The sequence below is a fragment of the Kutzneria kofuensis genome, from assembly GCF_014203355.1.
Lineage (GTDB): Bacteria > Actinomycetota > Actinomycetes > Mycobacteriales > Pseudonocardiaceae > Kutzneria > Kutzneria kofuensis.
Genome location: NZ_JACHIR010000001.1, coordinates 6,310,408 through 6,322,845, shown reverse-complemented (window position 1 = coordinate 6,322,845; position 12,438 = coordinate 6,310,408). Strand labels below are relative to the sequence as shown.

12 protein-coding genes are annotated in these 12,438 nt (G+C 70.3%); 6 read left to right on the top strand and 6 right to left on the bottom strand.

The annotated features are described in order from the left end of the window. Window positions 1-143: 143 nt before the first annotated feature. Window positions 144-1,520, top strand: coding sequence for a DUF349 domain-containing protein (locus BJ998_RS29250; protein WP_184866568.1), 1,377 nt, complete (start codon window positions 144-146; stop codon window positions 1,518-1,520). Window positions 1,521-1,708: 188 nt separating this feature from the next. On the opposite strand, the gene BJ998_RS29245 is transcribed toward BJ998_RS29250, so the two are convergent. Together BJ998_RS29245 and miaB are read right to left on the bottom strand one after the other, a co-directional pair. Next, a complete protein-coding gene (locus BJ998_RS29245; RefSeq protein ID WP_184866567.1) occupies window positions 1,709-2,212 on the bottom strand; it encodes an Rv2732c family membrane protein in 504 nt (167 codons plus the stop codon). Next, complete coding sequence (gene miaB, locus BJ998_RS29240) at window positions 2,209-3,672, bottom strand: tRNA (N6-isopentenyl adenosine(37)-C2)-methylthiotransferase MiaB (protein WP_184866566.1); 1,464 nt, start codon at window positions 3,670-3,672, stop codon at window positions 2,209-2,211. The genes BJ998_RS29245 and miaB overlap by 4 nt, the downstream gene beginning before the upstream one ends. A 67-nt stretch (window positions 3,673-3,739) precedes the next feature. Between miaB and BJ998_RS29235 the strand changes: the two genes are divergently transcribed. Beyond that, a complete protein-coding gene (locus tag BJ998_RS29235) occupies window positions 3,740-4,690 on the top strand; it encodes a TAXI family TRAP transporter solute-binding subunit (RefSeq protein WP_184866565.1) in 951 nt (316 codons plus the stop codon). Between the two features lie 55 nt (window positions 4,691-4,745). On the opposite strand, the gene BJ998_RS29230 is transcribed toward BJ998_RS29235, so the two are convergent. After that, window positions 4,746-6,149 carry a sensor histidine kinase gene (locus BJ998_RS29230; RefSeq protein WP_184866564.1) on the bottom strand — a complete coding sequence of 468 codons (1,404 nt, stop codon included), beginning with the start codon at window positions 6,147-6,149 and terminating at the stop codon, window positions 4,746-4,748. Between the two features lies 1 nt (window position 6,150). Continuing rightward, a complete protein-coding gene (locus tag BJ998_RS29225; RefSeq protein WP_184866563.1) occupies window positions 6,151-6,849 on the bottom strand; it encodes a response regulator transcription factor in 699 nt (232 codons plus the stop codon). A 406-nt stretch (window positions 6,850-7,255) separates the two neighbouring features. Between BJ998_RS29225 and BJ998_RS29220 the strand changes: the two genes are divergently transcribed. The 4 genes from BJ998_RS29220 to BJ998_RS29205 all read left to right on the top strand — a co-directional run bounded on the left by BJ998_RS29220 (window position 7,256) and on the right by BJ998_RS29205 (window position 10,624). Then, window positions 7,256-7,984 carry an amino acid ABC transporter ATP-binding protein gene (locus tag BJ998_RS29220; RefSeq protein WP_184869020.1) on the top strand — a complete coding sequence of 243 codons (729 nt, stop codon included), beginning with the start codon at window positions 7,256-7,258 and terminating at the stop codon, window positions 7,982-7,984. 29 nt (window positions 7,985-8,013) lie between these two features. Next, window positions 8,014-8,859 (top strand): glutamate ABC transporter substrate-binding protein, encoded by an 846-nt coding sequence (locus BJ998_RS29215; protein WP_184866562.1) that lies wholly within the window; start codon window positions 8,014-8,016, stop codon window positions 8,857-8,859. Window positions 8,860-9,050: 191 nt separating this feature from the next. Then, entirely contained in the window at window positions 9,051-9,728 is a 678-nt protein-coding gene (locus BJ998_RS29210) for an amino acid ABC transporter permease (protein WP_184866561.1), read from the top strand. Continuing rightward, the gene (locus BJ998_RS29205; RefSeq protein ID WP_184866560.1) at window positions 9,725-10,624 is read left to right on the top strand and encodes an amino acid ABC transporter permease; all 900 of its coding nucleotides are present in this window, start codon (window positions 9,725-9,727) and stop codon (window positions 10,622-10,624) included. Before BJ998_RS29210 ends, BJ998_RS29205 begins: the two co-directional genes overlap by 4 nt. A 121-nt stretch (window positions 10,625-10,745) precedes the next feature. Here BJ998_RS29205 and BJ998_RS29200 read toward each other — a convergent pair whose 3' ends face one another. Next, window positions 10,746-11,612, bottom strand: a complete 867-nt coding sequence (locus BJ998_RS29200) for a transporter substrate-binding domain-containing protein (protein WP_184866559.1) — start codon at window positions 11,610-11,612, stop codon at window positions 10,746-10,748. Window positions 11,613-11,690: 78 nt separating this feature from the next. After that, complete coding sequence (locus tag BJ998_RS29195; protein ID WP_184866558.1) at window positions 11,691-12,437, bottom strand: succinate dehydrogenase/fumarate reductase iron-sulfur subunit; 747 nt, start codon at window positions 12,435-12,437, stop codon at window positions 11,691-11,693. Between the last annotated feature and the right edge of the window lies 1 nt (window position 12,438).

Genomic DNA, 12,438 nt, shown 5'->3' with positions numbered 1-12,438 from the left:
AGCCGAGCCCTGACCTGTTTGAATGCCCGGCGAAGGTATTCGAACCACGCGTTCGGAGTACCCGGTCGTTTGGGCCTCGCCTGTGTGCGGGGCGCTCGCGCCTCGGCGCGAGCTCATGGTGGCAGGCGAGGAGGAAGCCGGCGATGACGGACCAGGAGACGGCCCCGGTGGACGGGGTTGAGCAGGCGACTGCGGGCCAGGTGGCCACGGAGGTGGTTGCGGCGCCGCGGGACGAGGCGGGCCAGTCCAATTCGGGTGGGGCCGACCCGGCGGGGTCCACTCCGCCCGCGGTGCCCGTCGCCTCGGATGATCCGACCCGGTGGGGCCGGGTGGACGAAGCCGGCAAGGTGTACGTCAAGGCCGAGGGCGGTGAGCGCGAGGTCGGCTCGTGGCAGGCCGGCGAGCCCGCCGAGGGGCTGGCCCACTTCGCCCGCCGCTTCGACGACATGCGCACCGAGGTCGAGCTGCTGGAGGCGCGGCTGCGCTCCGGTGCCGGCGACCCGAAGCAGGCGCTGACCAGCGCCAAGCACGTCCGCGACGGCCTGGTGAACGCCGCCGTGGTCGGTGACCTCGCGGCGCTGAGCGCCCGCGTGGACTTCGTGATCGCCAGCGCCGAGAAGGCCGTGGACAAGGCGAAGGTGGCCCGCGAAGCGGCCCGCGCCGAGTCGGCCGCGCGCAAGCAGACGCTGGTCGAGGAGGCCGAGACGCTGGCCAACGAGTCGACCCAGTGGAAGGCCGCCGGCGACCGACTGCGGGCCATCCTCGACGAGTGGAAGACCATCCGCGGCGTCGACCGCAAGACCGACGAGCAGCTGTGGCGCCGGTTCTCCAAGGCGCGGGACGCCTTCAACCGGCGTCGGGGCGCGCACTTCGCGGACCTGGACCGGCAGCGGGCGTCGGCCAAGACGCGCAAGCAGGAGCTGGTCGACGAGGCCGAGCAGCTGTCCACCTCGGACGACTGGGGCGTCACCGCCGGGCGCTACAAGGAACTGATGGTGGAGTGGAAGGCCGCCGGCCGCGCTCCCAAGGAGTCCGACGACGCGCTGTGGCAGGCGTTCCGGGCCGCGCAGGACAAGTTCTTCGCGCGCCGGTCCGCGGCGTTCGACGAACGGGACGCCGAGTTCGGCCAGAACGCCAAGCTCAAGGAGGAGCTGCTGGCCGAGGCCGAGAGCATCGACCCGTCGGCGGGGCTGGAGGCGGCCCGGTCCGCGCTGTACAAGCTGCAGGAGCGCTGGGACCAGATCGGCAAGGTGCCGCGCGAGCGGGTGCGTGAGCTGGAGGGTCGGCTGCGGGCCGTCGAGGAGAAGGTCCGCGGCGCGGTCGACGCCCAGTGGCGCCGCACCGACCCGGAGGCCGAGGCCCGGGTGGCGCAGTTCCGCGAGCGCGTCAACCAGTTCGAGGCGCAGGCCGCCAAGGCCCGGTCGGCCGGCGACAAGCGCCGCGCCGAGCAGGCCGAGGCGCAGGCGGCGCAGTGGCGCGAGTGGCTGGCCGCGGCCGAGCAGGCCGTAGCGACCCGCTGAGTCAAAGGCTGAGGCCCCGCCGGACGATCCGGCGGGGCCTCAGCTTTGCGCTCAGCCGACCCGGCAACTCAGGCGAACGCTCGGCCGCGCCGGTGCCTGGACAGTCGCCGGATTTCACCCGCCGCCACCCGACGCAACCCACCACCCAGCCGATGCGGCGGGTTAAATCCGGCCAGGGAAGGCACCGGTCACGAGCGGCCGAGCCGCGACGCCGAAGGCGGCGCCGAAAACAGAGTCAGCTTGACCCACTGGAAGGTCAGCACGATCAGGGTCAGCAGCGCCAGGATGATGCCGATGCCCGGGCCGGGGCCCGGTTCGTGGCTGGACGTCGACTGCTGGGACCACACGGCTAGCAGCGCGATGATCAGGCTGAAGCCACAGCCCGCGGCGGAGGCGAAGGCCAGCGCCCACAGGCGGGTCACCAGGGCGGCCCCGGAGATCAGCACGCCGAACAGCGTGGAGCAGACGACGAAGAGGATCGGCACGAGGCCGATCACCGTCCCCTTGGGCGCGAGGCCGAACAGGATCTGCCAGCCGCTGGCACCCTCGACCCAGGGCAGCAGCGCCGCCACCAGCATGAGCATCACGCAGACGGCGACCACGAGGGCGCGGGCGCCGGGGTCGATCTGGCGGAACGCGCGGCGCGGGGCCTTGGGCACCTCGACCTGAAGGTCGGACAAGTCGTCAGTCACTGGATCGCACATCCTCCCGCCGGCGCGAGCGGGGCCGGCGTGCCGAACGAGGGCAGCCCCAGGCTGACCCCCGAGGTCTTGGGCCGCAAACCGGCCTCGGTGTTGTCCCCCGCCCTGGTCCGCCGGTGGGCGACGATGGCCCCGTCGGCGACCAGGTAGTGCGGCGCGGCATACGTCACGACGGTGTTCACGACGTCGCCGGCCCGAACCCCCGGTGTCGCGGCGAAGTGCACCAGCCGCCCGTCACGGGCCCGGCCGCTCATCCGCTGCGTCTCGCCGTCCCGCCGGCCCTCGCCATGGGCCACCAGCACCTCGACCTCGCGGCCGACCTGCGCCTGGTTGCCGGCCAGCGAGTTCTCCTCCTGCACGGCGATCAGCCGGTCGAAGCGCTCCTGCACGACCTCCTTGGGCAGCTGCCCGTCCATCTCGGCGGCGGGCGTGCCGGGGCGCTTGGAGTACTGGAAGGTGAAGGCGCTGGCGAACCGGGCCTCCCGCACCACGTCCAGCGTGCCCTGGAAGTCCTCCTCGGTCTCGCCGGGGAAGCCGACGATGATGTCGGTGGTGATCGCGGCGTCGGGCATGGCGGCCCGCACCTTGTCGAGAATGCCCAGGTACTTGTCGGTCCGGTAGGACCGCCGCATCTCCTTCAGCAACCGGTCCGAACCGGACTGCAGCGGCATGTGCAGCTGGTGGCAGACGGCGGGCGTCTCGGCCATCGCGGCGATCACGTCGTCGGTGAAGTCCTTGGGGTGCGGCGAGGTGAACCGGATCCGCTCCAGCCCGTCGATCTGCCCGGCCGACCGCAGCAGCTTTCCGAACGCCAGCCGGTCGCCGAACTCGACGCCGTAGGAGTTGACGTTCTGCCCGAGCAGCGTCACCTCCAGCACGCCCTCGTCGACCAGGGCCTGCACCTCGGCCAGCACGTCGCCGGGGCGGCGGTCCTTCTCCTTGCCCCGCAACGACGGAACGATGCAGAAGGTGCAGGTGTTGTTGCAGCCGACGGAGATCGACACCCAGCCCGAGTAGGCGGAGTCGCGGCGGGCCGGCAGCGTTGACGGGAAGGTCTCCAGCGACTCCAGGATCTCGACCTGGGCCTCGTTGTTGTGCCGGGCGCGCTCCAGCAGCGTCGGCAGCGAGCCGATGTTGTGCGTGCCGAACACGACGTCCACCCACGGCGCGCGCTCGACGATGGTGCTGCGGTCCTTCTGCGCGAGGCAGCCGCCGACCGCGACCTGCATGTCCGGGTTGGCGGTCTTGAGCGGCCGCATGTGGCCGAGGGTGCCGTAGAGCTTGTTGTCGGCGTTCTCCCGGACCGCGCACGTGTTGAACACGACCAGGTCGGGCGCGGCGCCGTCGGGCGCGGGCGTGTAGCCGGCGTCTTCGAGCATGCCGGCCAGCCGCTCGGAGTCGTGCACGTTCATCTGGCAACCGAACGTGCGAATCTCGTAACTCCGTGTCACTGCCCCTACCTCTTCCCGACGACCCGCTCCGTCCCAGCGTAGAACCCCCTGCTGGCAGGATGGACAGGTGCCACTGACACGACGGGCCCTGATCATGCTAGGGGCCGCTTCGCTGGCCGCCCCGGCGCTGGCCGGCTGCGGTTCCAGCCTGTCCGGGACGCCGCTGCGGGTGGCCACCGGCGGCACCGGCGGCGTGTACTTCACGCTGGGCTCGAAGCTGGCCTCGGTGTGGCACGACCAGCTCGGCGTGACCACCAGCGTGCTGCCGACGTCCGGCTCGGTGGCGAACCTGGACGCGCTGCGGGGCAACCACGCCGACGTGGGCTTCGTGGCCGCCGACGCCGCCTCGAACAAGGACGCCTCGGCCGGGCTGCGCGCGCTGGCCCGCATCTACGACGACTACATCCAGGTCCTGGTCCGCGACAACTCCCCGATCACGGCGCTGTCCGACCTGCGCGGCCGGCCGGTGTCCATCGGCAGCGAGAACTCCGGCGTCAAGGTCGTGGCCACGAACCTGCTGACCGCCGCCGGGCTGCCCGACAAGAGCCCGGACTACCACACGGACACGCTGCACGACTCGCTGGCCTACCTGGTCGCCGGCCAGCGCGACGCGCTGTTCTGGTCCGGCGGCCTGCCGACGCCGGACATCACCGCCACGCTGAAGGCCCACCCGGACCAGCTGCGCATGCTCGACCTGAGCACGGTGAACGTGAAGAACCTGACCTACTACAACGTGGAGACGGTGCCCGGGACCGCGTATCCGCAGCTGAAGCAGGGCGACAAGCCGGTGAGCACGCTGGCCGTGCACAACCTGCTGATGGTTCGCGCGGACATGCCGGCGGACGAGGCCGAGGCGCTGCTGCGCGTGCTGTTCGACGTCCAGCCCGAGCTGGCCACGGACTCCAACCAGGTCATCGCGCTGACCGCGCAGCTGATCGACCGCCGGTCGGCCATCGAGACGCTGCCGATCCCGCTGCACGACGGCGCCATGGAGTACTACCGGAGCGCGAAGGTCTGAGGTTCGGAAAGGACCGTTCCTCTACTCGGAGTTGAGGAATGGTCCGTTCCCAACCTCAGATCGCCGGCACGTCGAAGGCGACCCGCAGGCCGCCGCCCTCGGGCAGGTCCAGCTCGACGGTGCCGCCGACCCGTTCCACGATCAGCCGGACGATCGCCAGCCCGAGCCCCGAGCCGCGGACGTTCTGGTGGGCGGCGCTGCGCCAGAACCGGTCGGTCGCCCGCTCCAGTTCCTCGGGCTGCAGCCCGGGCCCGTGATCCCGGACGGCCAGCCGCACCCGGCCGTCCCGGCGGTGCACCTCGACCGTCACGAGCGTGTCGTCGCCGGTGAACTTCAACGCGTTGTCCAGCAACGCATCCAGCACGGTCTCGACGCCGCGCGGCGGGGCGAGCGCGGTGCCGCCGGGTTCGCCGTCCAGCACCAGCGCGACCCCCTTGGCCGTCGCCACGGCCTGCCAGGCCCGCAGTCGCGCGGTCACAACCTGGTCCACGTCAACGGGAACGGGATCGACCGAAGAGGATTCGGCGCGGGCCATCGCCAGCAGCTCGTCCAGGATCCGGTTGAGCCGGTCGGCCTCCTCCAGCGCGGCCGACTGCTGCTCCTGCACGTCCGGATCGACGTGTCCCTCCAGATTGGACAGACGAATCCGCAACGCCGTCAACGGGTTGCGCAGCTGGTGCGACGCGTCGGCGACGAAGGCCCGCTGCGCGGCGAGCACGTCGCCGACGCTGGCGGCCATCTGGTCGAAGGACCGGGTGAGCCGGCGCAGCTCGGGCGGCCCGATGTCGCCGCCGACCGGATCCACCTTGCGCCCGTTGACGATCGCCGGCAGCAGCGCGGCGGTCGCGTTGTCCAGCAACAGAACCGGCCGCAGCATCCAGCGCACCAGCGGCAGCGCCACCAGCACGGCCAGCCCCACCGCCAGCACGCCGCCGACGAGGATCGCCGCCCAGGACAGCCAGATCAGCGTCCGGGTGCGGTCGGTCGGCGACGACGTGACGACCACGCCGCGCACCTCGCCGTTGACCAGCACCGGCTCGGCGACCACCATCGGCGCGCCGTTCCACGGCATCAGCAGCGCCCCCTGCTGGGTGCCGCGGCCGGCGCGGGCGTTCACCAGGTCCTCGCGCACGATCGCGTCGGTCGGGTCGATCCGCGACCCGGCCTGGGCCAGCGCCCGGAACGACCCGTCGGGCGCCTGGTCGCCACGGTCGAACACGGCGACGGCGATGTCGTACACGTCGCGGTAGCTCTTCAGCTGGTTGTCCAGGCCGGGGTCGTCGGCGCCCTGCTCCAGCAGCCGCTGCGACAGCGACGCGTACCGGCTGGTGTCGGCCGCCCGGTCCACGAACAGCACGCTCTGGAAGTTCTGGGCGAACGTCAGCGCCAGCGGAATCCCCAGGCCCAGCACCAGGATCGCGACGACGGTGACGAAGCTGCCGAGCAGCCGGGTGCGCACCTCAGTTGGCTCCGGCCCCGGCGTGCCCGTCGGCGGTCAGCCGGTAGCCGACGCCGCGCACGGTCTCCACCAGCGCCGGCCGGCCCAGCTTGGTGCGCAGCGTGGCCACGTGCACGTCCAGCGTCCGGTTCGCGCCGGCCCAGCTGCGCCCCCACACCTCGGCGATGATCCGCTCCCGGGTGCACACCGCGCCGCCCGCGCCAACCACCAGCGCCAGCACCTGGAACTCCTTGCGGGACAGGGTGATCGGCTCGTCGCCCACCGTCACCTGGTGACGCACCAGGTCGATGTGGACGTCGCCGACCTGAACCACGCCCGCGGTGCCGCCGCCGGCGCCGGGCACCGCGTCGCCGCGCCGGCGCCGCACCGCGTGCACCCGGGCCACCAGCTCGCCCACGTCGTACGGCTTGACCAGGTAGTCGTCGGCCCCCGCGTGCAGACCGAGGATCCGGTCGTCCACCTCGCCGCGAGCCGACACCACGATGATCGCCACGTCGCTGGCGGCCCTGATCTGCCGGCACAGCGTGATCCCGTCGATGTCGGGCAGGCCGAGGTCGAGCAGCACGACGTCGACACCGGTGAGGCGATCGAGCACGCCACGCCCGGTGGCCAGCCGCTCCACCGTCAGCCCCCGCCTGGCCAGGGCCGGCAGCAGCGCCTCGGCGACCCGGTCGTCGTCCTCGACCAGCAGTACCCGCACCAGTGGCACCTCCCCGCGTGTCCTCCCCGGCCGGTGCGGCGGGGTCGACAGCAACTCTAGGTGGCTGGGGTCACACGGCCGCGGGGCGGCCCCTGGCGGCCATTGCTCCGAATGGGTGAAGCAAGGGCGAACCACCGTCAAGTGTTAGCAAATTCTTTACAATCCCTTTATTGACAGCCGACGGGCCCATTCCTCCACTGTGGACACGCCGGGCGATGTCGAGTGTCCGTCACACCCGTGGCGGGCGGCCATTCGGACGCCGCTAGGCTGCGTGACTGAGCTGCAACCCTAAGTCTTGGTCAAGCTGGCTGGACTGGTGTCGACGGTGGCCCCTAGGTTTCCGCCAACACCCGCCCCCCTTTGTCGTCGTGGAGGATCGATGTCTGCTGCCGGCGCCACGCCGCCGATGATCAGGATGGCGGGCGTGGACAAGTTCTTCGGTCCGCTGCACGTGCTCAAGGGCATCGACCTGGAGGTGCCCAAGGGCCAGGTCGTCGTCGTGCTCGGGCCGTCCGGCTCCGGCAAGTCGACGCTGTGCCGCACGATCAACCGCCTGGAGCCGATCGACAGCGGCGTCATCGAGGTGGACGGCCAGCCGGTGCCGGCCGAGGGCAAGGCGCTGGCCCGGCTGCGCGCCGACGTGGGCATGGTTTTCCAGTCGTTCAACCTGTTCGCGCACAAGACAATCATCGAGAACGTCATGCTCGCGCCGGTGAAGGTGCGCGGCGTGGCCTCGGGCGAGGCCCGCAAGACCGGCATGGAACTGCTGGAGCGGGTCGGCATCGCCAACCAGGCCGACAAGTACCCGGCGCAGCTGTCCGGCGGCCAGCAGCAGCGGGCCGCCATCGCGCGGGCGCTGAACATGCGGCCCAAGGTGATGCTGTTCGACGAGCCCACCTCGGCGCTGGACCCCGAGGTGGTCAACGAGGTGCTGGACGTGATGACGTCGCTGGCCCGCGACGGCATGACGATGCTCGTGGTCACGCACGAGATGGGCTTCGCCCGCCGTGCGTCCGACCGCGTGGTGTTCATGGCCGACGGCGAGATCGTCGAGGACGCCGCGACCGAGGAGTTCTTCACCGCGCCGAAGTCCGAGCGGGCGCGCGACTTCCTCGGCAAGATCCTCAGCCACTGAAGTACCCACTGTCCGAGAGGAACGACATCATGCGGTTGAGCCCGGTTCTGCGCGCAGGCGCGCTGGTGGCCACGCTCGCGCTGGCCGTGACCGCCTGTGGTGGCAAGAGCCAGCAGGCCGCGGGCGGCAGCGACTCGCTCGTCGACCGCGCCAAGGCGGACAACAAGCTGACCGTCGGCATCAAGTTCGACCAGCCCGGCCTCGGCCTGAAGACCGCCGACGGCTACACCGGCTTCGACGTGGACGTGGCCAAGTACATCGCCAAGAAGCTTGGCGTGGACGAGAAGAACATCGTCTTCAAGCAGGCCCCCTCCGCCCAGCGCGAGGACCTCATCGCCCAGGGCGACGTCGACCTGGTGATCGCCACGTACACGATCAACGACAAGCGCAAGCAGAAGGTCTCCTTCGCCGGCCCGTACTTCGTCGCCGGCCAGGACCTGCTGGTCAAGGCCGACGACACCGCGATCACCGGCCCGGACAGCCTCAACGGCAAGAAGCTCTGCTCGGTGACCGGCTCCACCTCGGCGCAGAACATCCAGACCAAGTTCGCCAACCAGGTCGCGCTGCAGCAGTACGGCGGCTACTCCGAGTGCGTCACCGGCCTGCTCAACGGCGCCATCGACGCGATCAGCACCGACGACATCATCCTGCAGGGCTACGCCGCCGCGAACCAGGGCAAGCTCAAGGTCGTCGGCAAGCCGTTCAGCAACGAGCCGTACGGCATCGGCCTGAAGAAGGGCGACACCAAGACCCAGCAGGCGCTGGACGGCTACATCCAGGACATGGAGAAGGACGGCTCCTGGGCCGCCGCCCTGAAGAAGAACTTCGGCGACAGCTACAAGGTCCCGGCCGAGCCCCCGATCACCGAGAAGTGATCGTCTGATCGCGAGGCCGCGCCGGTGCCTGGACCGCCGCCGCATGTCGATCGAGTCCGTCCATCGATCGACATGCGGCAAGGGAAGGCACTGGCCTCAAGGCGGCCTCGCCCCGCGCGGAACGCGCGGCAAAGGCGCGTGCGCCGGAGCCGATTCCGGCGCCCCGTTTCACACCCCGAGGAGCTTGCCAGGTGGACTTCCTGAGCAACTACGACCTGCTCGGTGCGTTCTGGGTCACCGTGCAGCTCACGTTCTGGTCGGCGATCGGCGCCCTGGTGTGGGGCGTGGTGCTGGCCGGCATGCGGGTCAGCCCGGTCTGGCTGATGCGCGCCTTCGCCACCGCGTACGTCAACGTCGTCCGGAACACCCCGCTGACGCTGCTGGTGGTGGCCTCGTCGCTGGGCCTGTACCAGACGCTGGGCGTCTCGCTGACCACGGACACCACCACATCGGCCATCGACATCACCAACTTCCGGCTGTCCGTGCTGGCGTTCATCCTCTACACCGGCACGTTCGTGTCCGAGGCGGTGCGCTCGGGCATCAACACCGTGCCGGTCGGCCAGGCCGAGGCAGCCCGCGCGCTCGGCCTGGGCTTCTTCCAGACGCTGACGATCGTGGTGCTGCCGCAGGCGCTGCGCTCGGTGGTGGCGCCGCTGGCCAGCGTGCTGATCGCGCTCACCAAGAACACCACCGTCGCCAGCGCCATCGGCGTGGCCGAGGCGGCGGTGCTGATGCGGACCATGATCGAGAACGAGGGCCAGGCCGGCACGCTGGTGTTCCTCGTCTTCGCGCTGGGCTTCGTGATCCTGACCCTCCCCGTCGGCCTGCTGCTGGGCTGGCTCTCCCAGAAGGTGGCGGTGAAGCGATGAGCGGCGCGCCCTCCGTCCTCTACGACGCCCCCGGCCCGAAGGCCAAGGTCCGCAACACCGTCTACAGCGTGGTGTTCCTCGTCGTGCTGGCCGCCGCGGCCTGGTTCGTGCTCGCCGCGCTCGGCAACAAGGACCAGCTCACCGCCAAGATGTGGAGCCCGTTCGTCGACGGCGGCACCTGGACCGAGTACCTGATCCCGGGCCTGGGCACCACCCTGCTCGCCGCGGTGCTGGCCATCGTCATCGCGCTGCCGGTGGGCGCGATCTTCGGCATCGCCCGGCTGTCCGAGCACGTGTGGATCCGGGTGCCGGCCGGCGTGCTGGTCGAGCTGTTCCGGGCCATCCCGGTGCTGATGCTCATGCTGTTCTCGAACTTCTTCTACGTCTGGTACACCGACATCGACTCCGACATCCGGCCGCTGTTCGCCGTGGTGACCGGCCTGGTGCTGTACAACGGGTCGGTGCTGGCCGAGGTGTTCCGGGCCGGCATCTCCTCGCTGCCGCGGGGCCAGTCCGAGGCGGCGTACGCGCTGGGGCTGCGCAAGACCCAGACCATGCTGACCATCCTGCTGCCGCAGGCGGTCACCGTGATGCTGCCGGCCATCGTCAGCCAGCTCGTGGTCGTCGTGAAGGACACCGCCCTGGGCAGCACGATCCTGTCGTTCTCGGACCTGCTGTCCAACTACCGGATCCTGTCGGCCAACTACGGCAACACCATTCCCACGCTGATCGTCATCGGCGTGATCTACGTGGTGGTCAACATGGTGGTGACCCGCCTGGCGGCGATGCTGGAGCGCCGGATGTCCCGTCGTGGCCGCAGCACCGCCCGCCCCGAGGGCCCCGCCAGCACAACGGCCGTCCCGATGGCCGACCTCCCCGTAGCCGACCCCCTGTAACCCCCTGCGAGTCACGCTCTCAGACCCACCGAATGTAGAAATCAGGCAGTTCTGCGCCTCGGGGCTCACTTCTGCCCGAAATCTACATTCGGTGTGCTCCAGAGCGTGACTCGCGGGAGTTTCAGCTGGGGATGGTGGGTGGGGCGGGTTTGGGGCCGGCGGCGCCGAGGGTCTGGTCGTAGTCGCGCTGCCAGGTGCCGTCGGTGACGGCGGTGCGGACGATGCGGGTGAGCCGGTCGCGCAGGCCCGTGTCCCCGCCGGGCACCGCGATGACGTAGTCGACCGGTTTCGGGGCGGCGAGCGCGGAAACCGACAGGTTCGTCGGGTCCGCCGAGGCGTAGCCGCTCACCACGGGCAGGTAGTCGGCGACGGCGTCGACACCGCCGGATCCCAGCTCGTCCACGCAGTCACGCACCGAGGTGCTGCCGACGAGCTTGCTCGGATCGGTGAGCTTGGCGTCGCGGGCCAGTTGCTGCTCCGGTGAGTTCGACACCGTGCAGACCTTGCGCCCGGTGGCGGTCGTCGCGTCGGTGACGGTCGGGCCCGACTTGCGGTACAGCATCCCCAGCCCGGCCGTCAGGTACGGCCCGGCGGCCAGCAGCCCCGCCTGCTGGGCCTGCGCGGGAGTCGTGCCGCCGAGATATATGTCGACATTCCCGGCGGTGACGGACGGCAGCGCGGTGTCCGCGGTCAACTGGGTGAAGGTGATCTGCTGCGGCTTCAGGCCGAGGCCGGTGGCGATCAGCTGCGCCAGCCGCACCTCGAAGCCGTCGAACTCGCCGGAGACGGGATTTCGGTGGGCCAGTCCGGGAGTGTCCGCCCGCAGCCCGACAATGATCTTGCCGCGGTCGGTTATCCGTTTCAGGGTCGCCGATTCGGCCGGCCGCGTGGACGTGGTCGGAGCCGGCTCATCGGGGCCGCCGCACGCGGCGACCAGCACCGACACCGCCGCCACCAGCGCGGCGAGGCCGGTGACTCGCTGGTTCACGCGTCCCATCGTGCCCAGGGTTGTCGACCCTGTCGACCCGAAACGGGTGGGAGCAATCCCACCCGTTTCGGAGACAACCTATTTCTTCGAACGCTTGAACAACCGCAGGATCGGGTCGTAGTAGTGGTCGGCGACCCGTTCCTTCATGGGGATCAACGCGTTGTCGGTGATCTTGATGTGCTCCGGGCACACCTCGGTGCAGCACTTGGTGATGTTGCAGAAGCCCAGGCCGTGATCGGTCTTGGCCTCCTGCGCCCGGTTCTCGTGTGCGTCGAGCGGGTGCATGTCCAGCTCGGCGATGCGCATCAGGAACCGCGGCCCGGAGAAGTTGGCCTTGTTGTCCTCGTGGTCACGGACGACGTGGCAGGTGTTCTGGCACAGGAAGCACTCGATGCACTTGCGGAACTCCTGCGAGCGCTCGACGTCCACCTGCTGCATCCGGTACTCGCCCGGCGCGACCCCCTCGGGCGGCGCGAACGCCGGCACCTCGCGGGCCTTCTCGTAGTTGTAGCTGACGTCCGTGACCAGGTCCCGGATCACCGGGAAGGTGCGCATCGGCGTCACCGTGACGGTCTCGTCCTCGGCGAACACCGACATCCGGGTCATGCACATCAGCCGCGGCCGGCCGTTGATCTCGGCCGAGCAGGAGCCGCACTTGCCGGCCTTGCAGTTCCACCGCACCGCCATGTCCGGCGCCTGCGTGGCCTGCAGCCGGTGGATCACGTCCAGCACAACCTCGCCCTCGTTCACCTCGACGGTGAAGTCCTGCAGGTCGCCGCCGGAGGCGTCGCCGCGCCACACCTTGAACTTCGCCTTGTACCCCATG